The organism is Alishewanella sp. WH16-1 (assembly GCF_001441695.1).
GTDB lineage: Bacteria > Pseudomonadota > Gammaproteobacteria > Enterobacterales > Alteromonadaceae > Alishewanella > Alishewanella agri.
The window spans coordinates 67,952-83,562 of sequence record NZ_LCWL01000029.1 but is presented as its reverse complement, the minus strand read 5'-3'; the positions used below and the strand labels follow the sequence as shown (position 1 = coordinate 83,562).

Sequence of the window (15,611 nt, the reverse complement as noted above, 5' to 3'; positions counted from 1 at the left end):
TGGTTAATCCGCTCCCGACAATTCAGCCAGTTCGCGCTCTAATAAAGCGGCATCGCCTAAATTCAATTCTAGCAAGCGGCGTAAGTGGCTAATACTGTCGATATCAATTTTCAGGCAATGTAAGCCGAGGTAGTTCTGGTGTTGATGGGCGATTTCGACCAGCATATTCAGCTCATCGCCGGCATCGTCTAACTGCAGCCGTAAGCGCAACGGTAAGTCAGTAGCGGGCAGAGGCATAGCCGGTTTACGTACCAATGCCCCTTTTAATGATAAGTCCAGCACTTCGGTGGGATAGCTATGGCCTGCAACATCCAGATGCGCTTTGCTAAAAAACCGCACTCTTTGATACTGTCGTTGCTCCATCGCATCCCCCTTTGTTTTGGATTAGCTTAGCAGATATCTTCACCTGCTGCCTGACGGTCTGCATGATAGCTGGAACGGACAAAGGGTCCGCAGGCAGCATGTTTAAAGCCAATCTCATCGGCGTAGGTTTTGATTTCCGCAAACTCAGCTGGTGGCATATAACGCTTTACCGGCAGGTGGTGTTTGCTCGGTTGCAGGTACTGGCCCACGGTTAGCATATCGACCTGATGCTCGCGTAAATCACGCAGCACTTCTAATAACTCTTCTGTGGTTTCACCCAAACCCACCATCAGGCCGGATTTGGTGGCAACCTGCGGATGCAGTTCTTTAAAGCGCTTGAGCAGTGTCAATGACCACTTATAATCCGCTCCCGGACGTGCCAATTTGTATAAGCGTGGTGCGGTTTCCAGGTTATGGTTAAATACATCGGGCGGGTTCTTACTCAGGATCTCTAATGCCACATCCATCCGGCCGCGGAAGTCCGGCACCAGCACTTCAATTTTAATCTCCGGACTATATTTACGGATAGCGGCAATACAATCGGCAAAATGCTGAGCGCCACCATCACGTAGATCGTCACGGTCAACCGAGGTAATGACCACATATTTCAGTTTCATGTCGCGGATAGTCAGTGCCAGCTTTTCCGGCTCTTCGGCGCTGGGTGGCAGCGGACGACCATGGGCGACATCACAAAACGGGCAACGACGGGTACAAATTGCACCCAAAATCATAAAGGTCGCCGTACCGTGGGTAAAACATTCTGACAGGTTAGGGCAGGACGCTTCTTCACAGACCGAATGCAGGCCGTGCTTGCGTAAAGCGCCTTTGATTTCATCAATCCGCTCGGTACTTTTCGGCAGTTTGATCTTCAGCCATTCCGGTTTGCGCAGCATTTCTTCGCGCTCGGTAGGTAATACCTTAACCGGAATGAGCGCCATCTTTTCGGCATCGCGCAGCTTAACGCCAGGCTCCATACGTGCTGTTTTGGTCATCTTAGTTTTCTAACCCTGTTTTAAACACCGGGCGGCTAATCGCCAGATGTTGTTGGAAAAGTTCAGCCAGCTCCGCCGCTGCCACTGAGACCTGTTGTGGCCCGCCCAGCTCGCTGCTTTGTACCATTTGCATGCCGGCATAACCGCACGGATTAATACGGCTAAATGGCTCCATATTCATATTGACGTTTAACGCCAGACCATGGAAGGTACAGCCTTTACGAACTCTGAGCCCGAGCGAGGCAATCTTAGCGCCATTAACATAAACACCCGGTGCGTCCGGGCGCGCATTGGCTGCAATGCCGTGACTAGCCAATAGTTGAATCAGGATTTGTTCCAACATGGTCACCAGTTGCCGTACACCCAGATTGCGTCTTTTGATATCCAGCAGCACATACGCCACCAGCTGACCCGGACCGTGGTAGGTTACCTGACCGCCGCGGTCAACCTGAACTACCGGGATCTCGCCCGGGAATAGCAAATGCTCAGCTTTACCCGCCTGGCCCTGGGTAAATACCGGTGAGTGCTCCAGCAACCAGATTTCATCGACGCTATCACTGTTACGTTGGTCGGTGAATTGCTGCATCGCCTGCCAGATCCGGGTGTAGTCTTGTAAACCCAGGTAGCGGATCACCAGTTGTTCTGTTATTGCCAAGATAAACTCCATCCTGAAACTGCCGGCATTATACTGGATGCACAGCAGATTTCGAGTACCCCTTGCGGAGCAGTCTGTTATAACACGTAACGGACCAGCTCGATTTTGCCAAGCTCAGTGTACAGTAATTCGATATGATCTTTACTGGTCACCGTCACCTGGACCGTGACCGAGTGATAGGTGCCTTTACCGCTCGGCTTGACTGTCGGGCTGTAATCAGCCGCTTCAGCATGCTGGCGGATCACCGCCATAATGTCATCTACCAGCTGCTCCTGGGCTAAACCCAGTACTTTAAAATTAAACTGGCACGGGAATTCCAGGAATTCATCAAAACGGGTGTTTTTTACTTCAGTAACCATCTGTTGTCTCGCTTTAGCTGGTAACTAACAAAAAGTCCCGGACGGGCCGGGACTTCGTCAGCACAAGCCGGGAATTATTCAAACTTCATCTTAATTGCATCAATTAAGCGGCTGAAAAAGCCTGCCTGCTCGATGCTCTCTAACGCAACCAGCGGATATTCGGCCAGCTGCTCATTGTTTAACTTTAGCACGACCTTACCCACTACATCGCCCTTATTAATGGGGGCGATTAGCTGTTGATCCAAGCTGACATCAGCCTGTATATTTTTGCTCTGGCCACGCTGCAGTGTCAGAGTCGCGTCGTTAGCCAGGCCCAGGTTAATGGTCTCCTTGGCGCCTTTCCATAAACGTTGCTCTGCCAATTTAGCGCCGGCCTTATGCGTGGTCAGGGTTTCAAAAAAACGGAAGCCATAGGTCAGCAGCTTTTTGTTTTCAGCTGCCCGCGCGCGCTCATTGGCAGTACCCATGACTACCGATACCAAACGCATACCCTCCCGGCTGGCCGAGGTAATTAAGCTGTAACCGGCTTCTTTGGTATAGCCGGTTTTAATACCATCGACTTCCAGACTGCGGTCCCAGAGTAACGAGTTACGGTTATGTTGAGTGATATTGTTATAGGTGTACTGACGCTCAGAATAGAGTGCGTATAAGTCAGGCACATCGCGGATCAGGGCGCGTGACAGCACTGACATATCACGTGGCGTGGTGTATTGATCTTCCAAGTGTAAACCATGGCTGTTAGCGAAACGGGTATTCAGCATACCCAGTCGTTCAGCATGGGCGTTCATCAAATCGACAAAGGCGCTCTCGGTGCCAGCGATGTGCTCAGCCATGGCGACACAGGCGTCATTACCCGATTGAATCATGATGCCGCGCGCCAAATCAGCAACCTTGACCTGAGTGCCGACTTCAATAAACATCAGCGATGAACCAGGGAAATTTTTCGACCAAGCGCGCTCGCTGACAGTGACCATGTCGTCCATGGTAATGTTGCCTTGTTTTAGCTCCATACCAATCACGTAGATGGTCATCATCTTGGTTAAACTGGCCGGTGCCAGCGACATATCGGCATTTTCTTCCGACAAGACGGCGCCGGTATCATAGTCCACCAGGATATGGCCTTTGGCGGCAACTTGCGGTGGCTGCGGCATAACGCTTTGGGCACTGGCTGTGCTAATCAGAAATGCGCTGCTTACGGCAAGGGTCGCGGCCCCAAGTACGTGATAATAACTGTTCATAGCACCTTACTTCGTTAAATTAAAATTCTGGCAGCTCAGCCACACTGATTGCCGTCGACAAAAAACGCTTGCGGATAACTACCGGTGCGGAACTGATTCAGCCATTGTTGCGCCAGTTGCGTGTCCGCAGTTGGGCCGATCAATAGGCGATGCAAGCCATTGCCGGAGCGAATTTCGGTTGGCACCGACCACTGACTGGCGATTTGTTGTTGCAGTTGCCGGGCCCGGTTGTTATCGCTGATCGCAAATAATTGAATATAACATTGTCTGGCCAGTCGTGAACTGGTACTGAGCTCTGGCGCCCGCTGCATTGGGATCACTTGTTGCTGCTGCGCCAGCATCGCCGGCGATTTTAGCAGCTCAACCTTAACCCTGGCTGTACCGCGTTGCAACATGCCGATTTTATAGGCGGCAGAATAAGATAAATCAATCACCCGATCCTGATGGAACGGACCGCGGTCGTTAACCCGGACTATGGCACTCTGGTTGGTATCCAGATTGGTTACCCGCACATAAGACGGCAGGGGCAGGGTTTTGTGTGCTGCGGACATGCCAAACATATTGTAGGTTTCACCGTTTGAGGTCAGGTGGCCATGGAACTTGTTACCATACCAGGAGGCGATACCGATCTCCTCGTGTTCAGTCAGATGCGACAGCGGCAGGTAATCCTGGCCGAAAATATTGTAAGGATTGTTACCACCCCGACTCAGCGCCTCAGCCTTAGGCGTGGGATCCGTCATTTCCAACAGGGTGGGTAAGCGGCTGGGCTTGCTATCGTGCTCTTGCTGATACCGACCATCATTGGGTGACACCCGTCTGGCTGGCTCGGCTGTGCCTGGTGCATCAGAGGTGGGTTTGCTGCTACAAGCACTGAATAACAGTACTACTGCGAATGCGAACAGACTGATTAAAGGTTTTTTCATATCAGGTTTTGGCCATACTGCGTTTATGAGTGCTTACCGACATAATAATGCCAAAGGCGGCCATCATCGTCACCATTGAAGTTCCGCCGTAACTGACTAAAGGAAGCGGAACCCCAACTACGGGTAGTAATCCGGATACCATACCAATATTAACAAAAACATAGACAAAAAAGGTCAGGGTAAAGCTACCCGCCACCAATTTGGCATAATTATCCTGTGCGCGGCTGGCGATAAGCAAGCCCCGGCCAATAATAAACAGGTAAATCGCCAGTAAAATCAATACACCAATTAAACCAAATTCTTCACTTAACACCGAAAAGATAAAGTCGGTATGGCGCTCGGGTAAAAACTCCAGCTGCGATTGGGTACCCTGCATCCAGCCTTTGCCATCCACTCCGCCGGAGCCAATAGCAATTTTCGACTGGATAATGTGGTAACCGGATCCGAGTGGGTCACTCTCTGGATTAATAAACGTCAGTACCCGGCGCCGCTGATAATCATGCATGCCAAACAGCCAAAGCACGGGGGCAAAGGCGGAAATCAAGGCAACAATCAGCCCGATAAGCTTCCAACTCATGCCGGCCAGAAACAGCACAAAAATGCCGGCGCCTGCGATCAGGATAGAGGTACCCAAGTCGGGTTGTTGAGCTATTAACAAGGTTGGGACCGCACACATCAAAAAACCAATCAACAGATGACGGAACTTAGGCGGTAGATTATGGGAGGAGATAAACCAGGCTATGGCCATCGGCACCGCCAGTTTCATTATTTCCGAAGGCTGGAATTTCATAAAACCAAGGTCCAGCCAACGCTGTGCGCCCTTACCGATATGGCCGAACATCAGTACCGCTACCAGTAATAAGGTGCCGACAATAAACAGCGGTAATGACCAACGGCGAATCGTTAATGGGCTGATTTGTGCCATACCAATCATTACCGCAAAGGCGACACCTAAGCGGATAATTTGTGCTTCGACCATGCGTTCGTTTTGGCCTGACGCGCTATACAGTACCAGCAAGCCATAACCGACCAGCGCTAACAGGCCCAGTAACAACGGCGTATCGATATGAAAAAACGCTAACCGGCTGTTACTATGGCGCGAATTAACCAGACTATCATTCATCGTTATTGACTCCGGCGCTAAAGTAATAGTCCAGCATTTGGCGGGCAATCGGTGCGGCTGTACTGCCGCCGCCGCCAATATTTTCAACCGTTACTGCTATGATTATGCTCGGGTTTTCTGCCGGGGCATAGCCAACATACATCGCATTATCACGCAGACGTTCATCCAGGGCATTGGCATCATACTTGGCATCCTGCGCGATGCTAACCAGTTGTGCAGTACCGGTTTTACCGCCGGAGGTGTAGCTGGCGTTGCGAAAGGCATTAAAAGCAGTACCTTTTGGCGTGTTTACGGTTTGCAGCATCGCATCGCGGATTACTTGCCAGTTACGGGTATTTACCACATTAACCGTGGGTTGTAGCGCGGTGCTGACTTGCTCGCTGCCGGCATCATTGGTCAGGGTTTTTGCCATATGGGGCGTAGGTCTTAAGCCATCGTTGAGTAATACCGCGGTGGTGGTTAAGAGCTGCATTGGCGAGGATGTCCAGTAGCCCTGGCCGATACTGACCGCGACGGTATCGCCATGATACCAGGGCTGGTTATGCCGTGCGCGCTTCCAGCCGCGCGATGGCATATTGGTATTGGATTCCTCCAGAATATCAATGCCGGATTTCTCGCCAAAGCCCAGTTTTTGCATATAGTCGGAAATCCGGTCAATACCCAGTTTGACGCCCATATCATAGAAAAAGGTATCACAACTCTCGACAATAGCGCTGTACACATCGACCCAGCCATGGCCCCAGCGCTTCCAGTCGCGGTAACGATGCTCTACCCCTGGCAACTGAAAAAAGCCAGGATCCCAGATCCGGGTACTCGGGGTGATGGTATTGGTTTCCAACCCCAATAAAGCTAAATGCGGTTTAATAGTCGACGCTGGCGGATAAATGCCCTGGGTTACCCGGTTGATCAGAGGGCGATCCGGTGAATTCAGTAATTCGTTATAATTGCTGCTACTAATGCCATGGACAAACAGATTAGGGTCGTAGCTGGGGTTACTGTAAAACGCCAGTACGGCGCCGTCCCGCGGATCCATGGCAACGATCGCACCACGTTTATCCAGTAAGATTTGCTGCGCTGTGAGCTGTAAACCAACATCCAGATTAAGCTGAATATTTTTGCCTGATTGTGCCGGAACCGAACGTAGCACGCGGATCAGTCGGCCGCGGTTATTGACCTCGACTTCCTGGTAGCCCATGGTGCCATGGAGCTCAGTTTCGTAATAACGCTCTAAACCAATCTTACCGATATCCCGGGTGGCGGCGTAGTTGGCCAGTTGGTCACTGTCTTCCAAGCGCTTTAAATCATTAGTGTTGATGCGGCCGATATAACCCAGAGCATGGGTAAATAAATTACCGAAGGGGTAGTGGCGGCTAAGACGGGCTTCGACGGTGACGCCGGGAAAACGATGTTGATTAACGGCGATAATCGCCACCTCTTCGTCATTCAACTGCTCTTTTAGCGCGATACTATTAAAGCGCCGTTGTTGACGCACTTCTTTTAAAAAACTTTGCTGCTGTTCTTCGCTAATCGAAATTAAAGACGCCAGTTCCGCCAGTGTCGCCGTCATATCTTCGACTTGTTCAGGCACCAGCTCCAGCGAAAACACCGGTCGGTTTTCCGCCAGCAAAATACCATTACGATCAGTAATTAAGCCGCGATTTGGTGCCAAAGGTACAACTTTAATGCGGTTACCTTCGGAGCGGGTTTGGTATACCTGATAGGATTTTACCTGCAGGTGATACATATTGATAATGATCACGCCAAAAGCCAGCATCACCAATAGCATAGCCACCAGCGCCCGCTGGCTAAATAAGCGGGACTCTGCCTCGACATCTTGCATGGCAACACGTTTTCTTAGCATGCTTACTCGCGATGGTAGGGATGGTTGGTACTAATACTCCAGGCACGGTACAGGGCTTCTGCCATCACCACCCGTACCATAGGATGGGGCAGCGTTAGTGCTGAAAGTGACCATTTGGCTTCGCTGGCGGCAATACAGGCTGGCGCTAAGCCTTCCGGGCCACCTACCAGTAAGCAGACATCACGACCATCCTGCTGCCATTCCTGTAACTTGCCGGCCAGCTGCGGGCTGGTCCAGTTTTGCCCCAGTACTTCTAATGTCACAACACGGCTGCCTTTGGGCACCGCCGCCAGCATTTTTTCGCCTTCTTGCTCTAAGATGCGTTTGATATCCGCATTTTTACCGCGCTTACCGGCGGCAATTTCAATCAGTTCAAACGGCAGATCGCGGGGAAAGCGACGGGCATATTCCTCAAAGCCGGTTTGTACCCAGGCAGGCATCTTGGTACCTACGGCAATCAGGATCAACTTCATAACTACTTAACCGCCCCAGAGCTTTTCCAACTGATAAAAATGCCGGCTTTCGTCCTGCATCACATGCACGACCACACTGTCCAGATCCAGTAATACCCATTCACCCGAGGCTTCACCTTCGATGCCCAGTGGTTGGACGCCTTGTTTCTTCACTTCTTGTGCCAGGTACCCGGCAATAGACTTCGCGTGGCGGCTGGAAGTTCCGGAGCAGATCACCATAAATTCGGTGACGCTGGATTTACCCCGGACATCTAAGGTCACGATATCGCGGGCTTTCATGTCATCAACTTTGTCTACGACAAAGGCGACCAGTTCGTTTGTTTGCACCCTTATTCCTCATGCAAGCTAAAAGGGCGCTATTTTATCACACTTTGGCAGCGGAAACAGCGCAACCATAGAGCCCGTGTTGCTGAATATAACTAAGCACCGCTGGCGGTAGCATGGCTTGCACGGCCGGGTCCACAGCTAACTGCTCACGGACAAAGGTTGCGCTTTGTGGAAAATCCGGATTATCCAACAGCAGGATGCCACCGGCTGGCCGTGTGCTGAGCTCGGGCAGGCTGATGCCGAATTGGGCGAGTAGCGCTGGGGCGTCGCCATCCTGTGCGCTATAGCCGGGGCGCTTAAGTACGATCAGATGGGATAATGCAAGGATCTGCTGCCACTGATGCCAGCTGCGAAAATACTGCAGTGAGTCCATGCCAATAATAAAACACAAGTGCGCAGCAGGATCTTGCTGCTTTAGCAGCGTCAGACTATTTACCGTGTAAGACGGTTGTTGCAGGCTCAGTTCCAGCGCTTCGAGCTGCAGCTTTGGCTCTGCGCTGATGGCCAGCTCGACCATCCGGGCCCGCTCGGCACTGCTGACGCCAGGGCTGGCACGGTGCGGCGGCAGATGGCAGGGCATCAGCTTAATGCTATCCAAAGCGCAGTGCGTTAGTACATAACGCGCTACCGCCAGATGACCAAGATGGATCGGATCGAAGGTGCCGCCGAAAATTCCTACTAGTTTAGTCTGCGTCATACTGTTGCAAAGCAAAGGTTTTGGCGACCGGATGACAGAATAAGGTCACCAGATGCAATAACGCCAGCGTGGTGTTAGTCAGCTGGCCGGCTTTAAATAAGCGATCAAAGGCCGCCAGCTCCTGTAACAGATAGTTTTGCCAACCCCGGCTAAGTCGCTGCAAGGCTTGTTGATATAACGGCTGGCGTTTCGGCCAGATCGCCAATTGCTTAAACTGTGCGCTCAGTTGGCCTTGCTGCTCCGCCTGGGCCAGCTGTTGCAGGATGCTCAGCTCTTTATGTAACTGCCAGGCGATAATCACTGGCTCAGTGTCCTGTTCCAGTAAGCGCTGCAACCGGTGTGCGGCTTCGGCACTATGTCCGGCTAATACCGAATCGGTCAGTTGAAACACGTTGTAGCTGGAATGATCGGCTAAAAAGCGGCTAAAGGTATCGGCGTCAACGCGGCTATCCGGATGGGTCAGGGCCAGCTTTTCCAGCTCCTGCCGGGCGGCCAGCAGATTACCGGCACAGTGTTGCTGCAGCAAATTCAGCGCATCAGAGCTTAGCTGCAACTGCAACTGGCGGGCGCGTTGCTGCAGCCATTGCAGTTGTTGCCGTTCATCCAGTGGGTAAATTGCCACTTGCACAGCCTGCTCTGACAGTTGTTTAAACCAGGCCAGTTTGCTGACTTCACTAAAGCTGCGACTGCCATGCAGCACCAGCACGATATCGGGATGCAGTTTGGCAGCCAGTTGCTTCAATTGTTCGTTAACGGCAGCCGGTGGTTTGGCTTGCGCCAGTTCCAGTTCAATTAGCCGCCGCTCGGCAAACAACGACATGGCACTGAGTTCGTTATCCAGCTGTTGCCAGTCGAACTGGGCATCAGCGCTAAAACTTAGCCGCTCCAAAAAGCCTTGTGGTTTGGCCGCGTGCCGGATCGCTTCGATGGCTTCCAGTTTTTGCAGTGGCTCTTCGCCAAAAATCAGATAACAGGGCGCCAGCCCCTGTTGCAGCTGGGCTGGCAATTGATTGGCGTACAGCTTCTGCATTAGCCCAGGCGTGCCAGTTGGCGGATAATCCGGTTGGCAGCCTGCTGACGTAATTCGCTTAACAGCAGCTCCAGTTCCTGGGCTTTCGCCAGGGCCTGATTCGGATCATCCTGATAATCGCGGTACAACTCGAACTGATAAAACTGTTCCTGCTCGCCGGGTAATTGGATCCGATACTCGACTTTGTAAATCAGCTCATATTCGGCGACCTGGCCATTGGCAAACAGCGACAGGGTACGCCGCTCCAGCGTATCGCGCACCAGTTGCAGCGCCGGTCTGTCTTGCTGGTAACTGCCCAGTAACTCGACCTGATTTTGACTAAAGCGCTGTTTTAACAGCGCGGCCAACTCAGAGTGCGCTTCGCTTTGCACATAGATGGCCGGAAACTGACTGAGCGGCAGATTGCCGCGCAGGTGAAAGCCGCAGCTGCTCAGCAGGCTGAGCAGCAGCGCCAGCAGTGTCAGGCGCCACGCCATCTTAGCCCACCACCAGATTCAGCAGTTTACCCGGTACGTAAATCACCTTTTTCATGGCGACGCCGTCCAGATAACGCTGCACATTCTCATCCAGTTTGGCAATGGCCAGTACCGCATCCTGCTCTGCAGTCGCCGGTACGGTAATTTTAGCGCGCACCTTACCGTTGATTTGCACCACCACCAGTTTCTCGTCTTCGACCAGTGCGCTCTCGTCGACGCCAGGCCAGGCGACCTGTTCAATCAGGCTGCTGTTACCCAGCTCGGCCCACAGATACTGCGCTACATGGGGCACGATCGGGTTTAATAACTGCAGCAGCGCATTACAGGCCTCGTGCATCACCGCACGGTCCAGCGGCGTGGCCAGACTGGCTTTTTGCAGCTTGTTACTCAGCTCCATTACCGCCGCGATAGCAGTATTAAAGGTATAGCGCCGACCGATATCGTCGGTAACCTTAGCAATGGTTTTATGCAGCTCGCGGCGCAGGGTTTTCTGCTCGTCATTTAGCGCGTCTAGCTGCAGTTCGCCTGGCGCACCCGCTGCCAGCACATCATGGATCAGCGTATAGATCCGCTTGATAAAGCGGTGCGCCCCTTCAACGGCGGAATCCGACCATTCCAGCGTTTGCTCTGGCGGCGCAGTAAACATCATAAACAAGCGCACGGTATCGGCACCGTACAGATCGATAACTTTTTGCGGGTCGATACCGTTGTTTTTCGATTTCGACATCTTGCTCATGCCGGCAGATAACACCGGCTGGCCGTCGGTTTTCAGGATGGCCTGGGTAATGCGGCCCTTCTCATCGCGCTCAACCTGTACGTCCTGCGGCGAGAACCATTCTTTGCCGCCATTGTCGGTTTCGCGGTAGAAAGTTTCGGCCAATACCATGCCCTGACATAACAAGCGTTTAAACGGTTCGTCGCTTTGCACCAGACCGACATCGCGTAACAGTTTATGGAAAAAGCGGGCATACAGCAGGTGCAGGATGGCGTGTTCAATGCCACCGATATACTGATCAACCGGTAACCAGTAGTTGGCTTTCTCCGGATCCAGCATCGCCTGATCATAATCCGGGCTGCAGTAGCGGGCATAGTACCAGCTCGATTCCATAAAGGTGTCGAAGGTATCGGTTTCATGGAAAGCGGCTGCGCCCTGATATTGGGTTTTCGCCCATTCCGGATCGGCTTTAATCGGCGAAGTCACGCCGTTCATCACCACATCTTCTGGTAAACGCACCGGCAGCTGCTCGGCCGGAACCGGCACCACGCTGCCATCTGCCAGATTTAACATTGGGATCGGTGTACCCCAGTAGCGTTGGCGTGATACCCCCCAATCGCGTAAGCGGTAGTTCACTTTAACTTCGCCCTTGCCCAGCTGTTGCAGCTTGGCTGCAATGGCGCTAAAGGCGGCGGCAAAGTCCAGGCCGTTAAATTCGGCTGAGTTAATCAGCAAACCTTTTTCGGTATAAGCCGCGTGCTCCAGTGTGACGCTGCTGCCATCCGCTGCGGTAACCACTTGCTTAATCGGCAACTGATACTTGGTAGCAAACTCGTAATCACGTTGGTCGTGCCCCGGCACCGCCATCACAGCACCTGAACCGTAGTCCATCAGGACAAAGTTGGCGACCCAAATCGGGACCTGCTCGCCAGTCAGTGGATGAATAGCGTACAAGCCGGTAGCACAGCCTTTTTTCTCCATGGTTGCCATTTCGGCTTCGCTGACCTTACTGCCTTTACTATCTTCGATAAAGGCGGCCAGGGCATCGTTGCTCAGTGCTGCTTGCTGTGCTAGCGGGTGTTGAGCGGCTACCGCGACATAGGTTACGCCATACAGCGTATCTGGGCGGGTAGTATAGACTTCCAGTTCACTGTCGCTGCCAGCCACACCAAACCGGATATTGACGCCCTCTGAGCGGCCAATCCAGTTTTTCTGCATGGTGCGGACTTGTTCCGGCCACTCGGTTAGCTGCTCCAGATCCGCTAATAACTCTTCGGCATACTGGGTAATACGAATAAACCACTGTGCCAGCTCGCGCTGCTCAACTAAGGCGCCGGAGCGCCAGCCACGGCCATCAATAACTTGTTCGTTCGCCAGTACGCACTGATCCACCGGGTCCCAGTTTACCGTTGCCATCTTTTTATAAACCAGGCCTTTTTCATACAGCTTGGTGAAGAACCATTGTTCCCAGCGATAATAATCCGGTTTGCAGGTGGCAATTTCCCGATCCCAGTCGTAACCAAAACCCAGCCGTTTCAGCTGTGTTTTCATATAATCGATATTGGCGTAGGTCCACTTAGCCGGCGCGGTCTTGTTATTAATCGCAGCATTTTCAGCCGGTAAACCAAAGGCATCCCAACCCATAGGCTGCAGCACATTTTTACCCTGCATCCGCTGAAAGCGGCTGATCACATCACCGATGGTGTAATTGCGCACATGGCCCATATGCAGGCGGCCACTTGGATACGGGAACATCGATAAACAGTAAAATTTCTCTTTGTTTGGATCTTCAGTTACTTTAAAAACATTCTGATCCTGCCACTGCTGCTGCAGGGCGGTTTCAATCTGCTGCGGGTTATATTGCTGTTGCATTGAGCTCTTCCAGAAAAGTCGGGGACGACCCGGCCTCAGCCTCAGGCTGAAATGGGTAAAAAAAGTGGCTATAGCATACCTTAGCCGCGGTTTGACAACAATAAGCTACCCTTTGTCTATACTCAGAATAGCGTTGCTAAATTACCAGTGGAGTACAAGATGGCAGACTTTAACGCGAAATACCGCAACTGGCTTAAAGACCTGAGTCAGACACTGCAACAGGCAGGGCAAGAACAGCTGCAAAGTATGCTGGATGTTGCCGACACCCTGAAAGCTTATCTGAAAGCTGGCAAGGAACTCAGTGCCTATGAGACGCAACTGTTTCTGGAAACGCTGAAAAGTCAGTGGCAGCAAGGGGCTGCCGAGGAACAGCAACCTTCAATGTGGACTGAGGAGCTGTGGGAGCAACTCAGTCAAATCACTGATAAAACCCAGGTCGAGTGGGCCGAACTATTAGAGGATTTCCGGCATCAGGGTGTCTATTATCAGGGTGAATATGTCGGCATGGGCCGCTATCGCTGCAGTCAATGTCAGCAAAGTATCGATTATACCCATCCGGCAGAACTGTTATGCTGCAGCCATTGTGGTGGCGTACAATTTTTCCGCGATGGCTTGCCGGTATAGCAGACTGGTAGCACGCTTAATCGCTACAAAGAAGATAATTGGCTGCGGCCTAGATTTGCCACGCTTTAATTAGCTAACGGCATGTTTTATTCGTTTTTAGTCGTTAAAACTGCTAAAATCTGCTGCACTTTCTTGCTATCCGATCAGAGCTGCATCAGAAAAATCCGTTCTAATTAATTGAAATACAACGAGGGTTGGCCGGTGTAAATAACGCAATATCTGGATAATTTGCCTGGTGCAGTTATTTTTTATGTCTGTTACGCACTAAAGCGAAAAAGCTGTTGTTCGCTGGTCGCTACCGGCAGCCATTTCTGTGGTAACAGTAAAGTCACTGCCGACAGGCAACTGCCATTTTGTTGTTATCGATACTGTCAGACTCTTGTTGGATGCTCTATGTTAAATTCCTTACGCCAAACCTGGTTCTCTAATGTACGCGGCGATGTGCTATCCGCACTGGTGGTCGCGCTGGCCTTAATTCCTGAAGCGATCGCCTTTTCGATTATTGCTGGCGTTGATCCTAAGGTCGGCCTGTATGCCTCTTTTTGTATCGCGGTGATTACCGCCTTTGCCGGTGGGCGGCCGGCGATGATTTCGGCGGCGACTGGCGCCATGGCGCTGCTGATGATTACGCTGGTGCGGGAACATGGCCTGGAATATTTATTAGCCGCAACTTTATTAACCGGGTTACTACAAATCCTGTTTGGTGTATTAAAGCTGGGCGAGCTGATGCGTTTTGTGTCACGCTCTGTGGTTACCGGCTTTGTGAATGCGCTGGCGATCCTGATTTTTATGGCGCAGTTACCTGAATTAACTGGGCAACACGGTACCTTGCTGGTGTATGGCATGACCGCGGCGGGCCTGGCCATTATCTATTTGTTTCCTTATGTCACCAAAACCATTCCATCCCCTCTGGTGTGTATAGTGGTGTTAACCGCTATCGCCGTTTATTTCCAGCTCGATCTGCGTACTGTCGCCGATATGGGTGAGCTGCCTGATAGCTTACCAGTCTTTTTATGGCCGGACGTGCCGTTAAATCTGGACACGCTAAAAATTATCTTCCCTTATGCGTTGGCGCTAGCCGTGGTGGGCTTACTCGAGTCACTGATGACCGCCACCATTGTTGATGATTTGACCGATACCAGCAGCGATAAGAATCGGGAATGTGTTGGGCAGGGGATTGCCAATATTGGCTCTGGTCTACTCGGCGGTATGGCAGGTTGTGCCATGATCGGGCAGTCGGTGATTAATGTGAAATCCGGTGGCCGCACCCGCCTCTCGACCCTACTGGCCGGTATTTTCTTGCTGCTGTTTATTGTGTTTTTAAGTGACTATGTCGGCATGATCCCGATGGCGGCGCTGGTGGCAGTGATGGTGATGGTGTCAATTGGTACCTTTAGCTGGAGTTCGGTGCGTGATTTACGCAAGAATCCACTGAGCTCCAGTATCGTGATGGTCGCGACAGTCGTTGTCGTGGTCTTTACACACAATCTGGCCTATGGTGTACTGCTGGGAGTGTTACTCAGTGCCTTGTTTTTCGCCAATAAAGTGGGGCAGATCCTGTATATCGGTTCCAATTTGCAAGCCGGTGGCCGCGAGCGGCATTATCAGGTGGTAGGGCAGGTATTTTTTACCTCGGCTGAGCAATTTGTTACTGCCTTTGACTTTAAAGAGGCACTGGATAAGGTGCAGATCGATCTGAGCCGGGCACATTTTTGGGATATTACTGCGGTAAGCTCACTAGATAAGGTGGTACTAAAGTTTCGCCGTGAAGGTACCATGGTGGAGCTACTGGGGCTGAATGAAGCCAGTGCCACTTTAGTTGATAAATTTGCAGTGCATCAACAACCCGATGCAGTCGGTAAGCTGATGGGACATTAAGGAGC

General features: G+C 51.8%; 16 protein-coding genes. 2 read left to right on the top strand and 14 right to left on the bottom strand.

Going from position 1 to position 15,611, the window contains the following annotated elements; all coding sequences use genetic code 11:
* Positions 1-3 precede the first annotated feature (3 nt).
* The 14 genes from AAY72_RS03585 to leuS form a co-directional block, all read right to left on the bottom strand.
* Positions 4-363, bottom strand: a complete 360-nt coding sequence (locus tag AAY72_RS03585; RefSeq protein WP_082628930.1) for a PilZ domain-containing protein — start codon at positions 361-363, stop codon at positions 4-6.
* A 26-nt stretch (positions 364-389) separates the two neighbouring features.
* Entirely contained in the window at positions 390-1,355 is a 966-nt protein-coding gene (gene lipA / locus AAY72_RS03580; protein ID WP_057785614.1) for a lipoyl synthase, read from the bottom strand.
* A 1-nt stretch (position 1,356) separates the two neighbouring features.
* Positions 1,357-2,022 carry a lipoyl(octanoyl) transferase LipB gene (lipB, locus tag AAY72_RS03575; RefSeq protein WP_057785613.1) on the bottom strand — a complete coding sequence of 222 codons (666 nt, stop codon included), beginning with the start codon at positions 2,020-2,022 and terminating at the stop codon, positions 1,357-1,359.
* Positions 2,023-2,087: 65 nt separating this feature from the next.
* A complete protein-coding gene (gene ybeD / locus AAY72_RS03570) occupies positions 2,088-2,369 on the bottom strand; it encodes a DUF493 family protein YbeD (RefSeq protein ID WP_008985790.1) in 282 nt (93 codons plus the stop codon).
* 74 nt (positions 2,370-2,443) lie between these two features.
* Positions 2,444-3,607, bottom strand: a complete 1,164-nt coding sequence (locus tag AAY72_RS03565; RefSeq protein ID WP_008985791.1) for a D-alanyl-D-alanine carboxypeptidase family protein — start codon at positions 3,605-3,607, stop codon at positions 2,444-2,446.
* Between the two features lie 35 nt (positions 3,608-3,642).
* Positions 3,643-4,530: a septal ring lytic transglycosylase RlpA family protein gene (locus AAY72_RS03560; protein ID WP_057785612.1), complete on the bottom strand. Its 888-nt coding sequence runs from the start codon at positions 4,528-4,530 to the stop codon at positions 3,643-3,645.
* Between the two features lies 1 nt (position 4,531).
* Complete coding sequence (rodA, locus tag AAY72_RS03555; protein WP_057785611.1) at positions 4,532-5,653, bottom strand: rod shape-determining protein RodA; 1,122 nt, start codon at positions 5,651-5,653, stop codon at positions 4,532-4,534.
* Positions 5,646-7,514, bottom strand: a complete 1,869-nt coding sequence (gene mrdA, locus AAY72_RS03550) for a penicillin-binding protein 2 (protein ID WP_197408367.1) — start codon at positions 7,512-7,514, stop codon at positions 5,646-5,648. The genes rodA and mrdA overlap by 8 nt, the downstream gene beginning before the upstream one ends.
* 2 nt (positions 7,515-7,516) lie before the next feature.
* Entirely contained in the window at positions 7,517-7,987 is a 471-nt protein-coding gene (gene rlmH, locus AAY72_RS03545; protein WP_057785609.1) for a 23S rRNA (pseudouridine(1915)-N(3))-methyltransferase RlmH, read from the bottom strand.
* Positions 7,988-7,993: 6 nt separating this feature from the next.
* Positions 7,994-8,314: a ribosome silencing factor gene (gene rsfS / locus AAY72_RS03540; protein ID WP_008608715.1), complete on the bottom strand. Its 321-nt coding sequence runs from the start codon at positions 8,312-8,314 to the stop codon at positions 7,994-7,996.
* A 37-nt stretch (positions 8,315-8,351) separates the two neighbouring features.
* On the bottom strand, positions 8,352-9,011 hold the full coding sequence (nadD, locus tag AAY72_RS03535; protein ID WP_057785608.1) for a nicotinate-nucleotide adenylyltransferase: 660 nt from the start codon (positions 9,009-9,011) through the stop codon (positions 8,352-8,354).
* Positions 8,998-10,041: a DNA polymerase III subunit delta gene (gene holA / locus AAY72_RS03530; protein ID WP_057785607.1), complete on the bottom strand. Its 1,044-nt coding sequence runs from the start codon at positions 10,039-10,041 to the stop codon at positions 8,998-9,000. Before holA ends, nadD begins: the two co-directional genes overlap by 14 nt.
* Complete coding sequence (gene lptE / locus AAY72_RS03525) at positions 10,041-10,517, bottom strand: LPS assembly lipoprotein LptE (protein ID WP_008949873.1); 477 nt, start codon at positions 10,515-10,517, stop codon at positions 10,041-10,043. Before lptE ends, holA begins: the two co-directional genes overlap by 1 nt.
* A 1-nt stretch (position 10,518) precedes the next feature.
* Positions 10,519-13,104, bottom strand: coding sequence for a leucine--tRNA ligase (gene leuS, locus AAY72_RS03520; protein WP_057785606.1), 2,586 nt, complete (start codon positions 13,102-13,104; stop codon positions 10,519-10,521).
* A gap of 159 nt (positions 13,105-13,263) precedes the next feature.
* Between leuS and AAY72_RS03515 the strand changes: the two genes are divergently transcribed.
* Both AAY72_RS03515 and AAY72_RS03510 read left to right on the top strand, forming a co-directional pair.
* Positions 13,264-13,728, top strand: a complete 465-nt coding sequence (locus tag AAY72_RS03515) for a hypothetical protein (RefSeq protein ID WP_008985799.1) — start codon at positions 13,264-13,266, stop codon at positions 13,726-13,728.
* A 393-nt stretch (positions 13,729-14,121) separates the two neighbouring features.
* A complete protein-coding gene (locus tag AAY72_RS03510) occupies positions 14,122-15,606 on the top strand; it encodes a SulP family inorganic anion transporter (RefSeq protein WP_057785605.1) in 1,485 nt (494 codons plus the stop codon).
* The last annotated feature ends 5 nt before the right edge of the window (positions 15,607-15,611 follow it).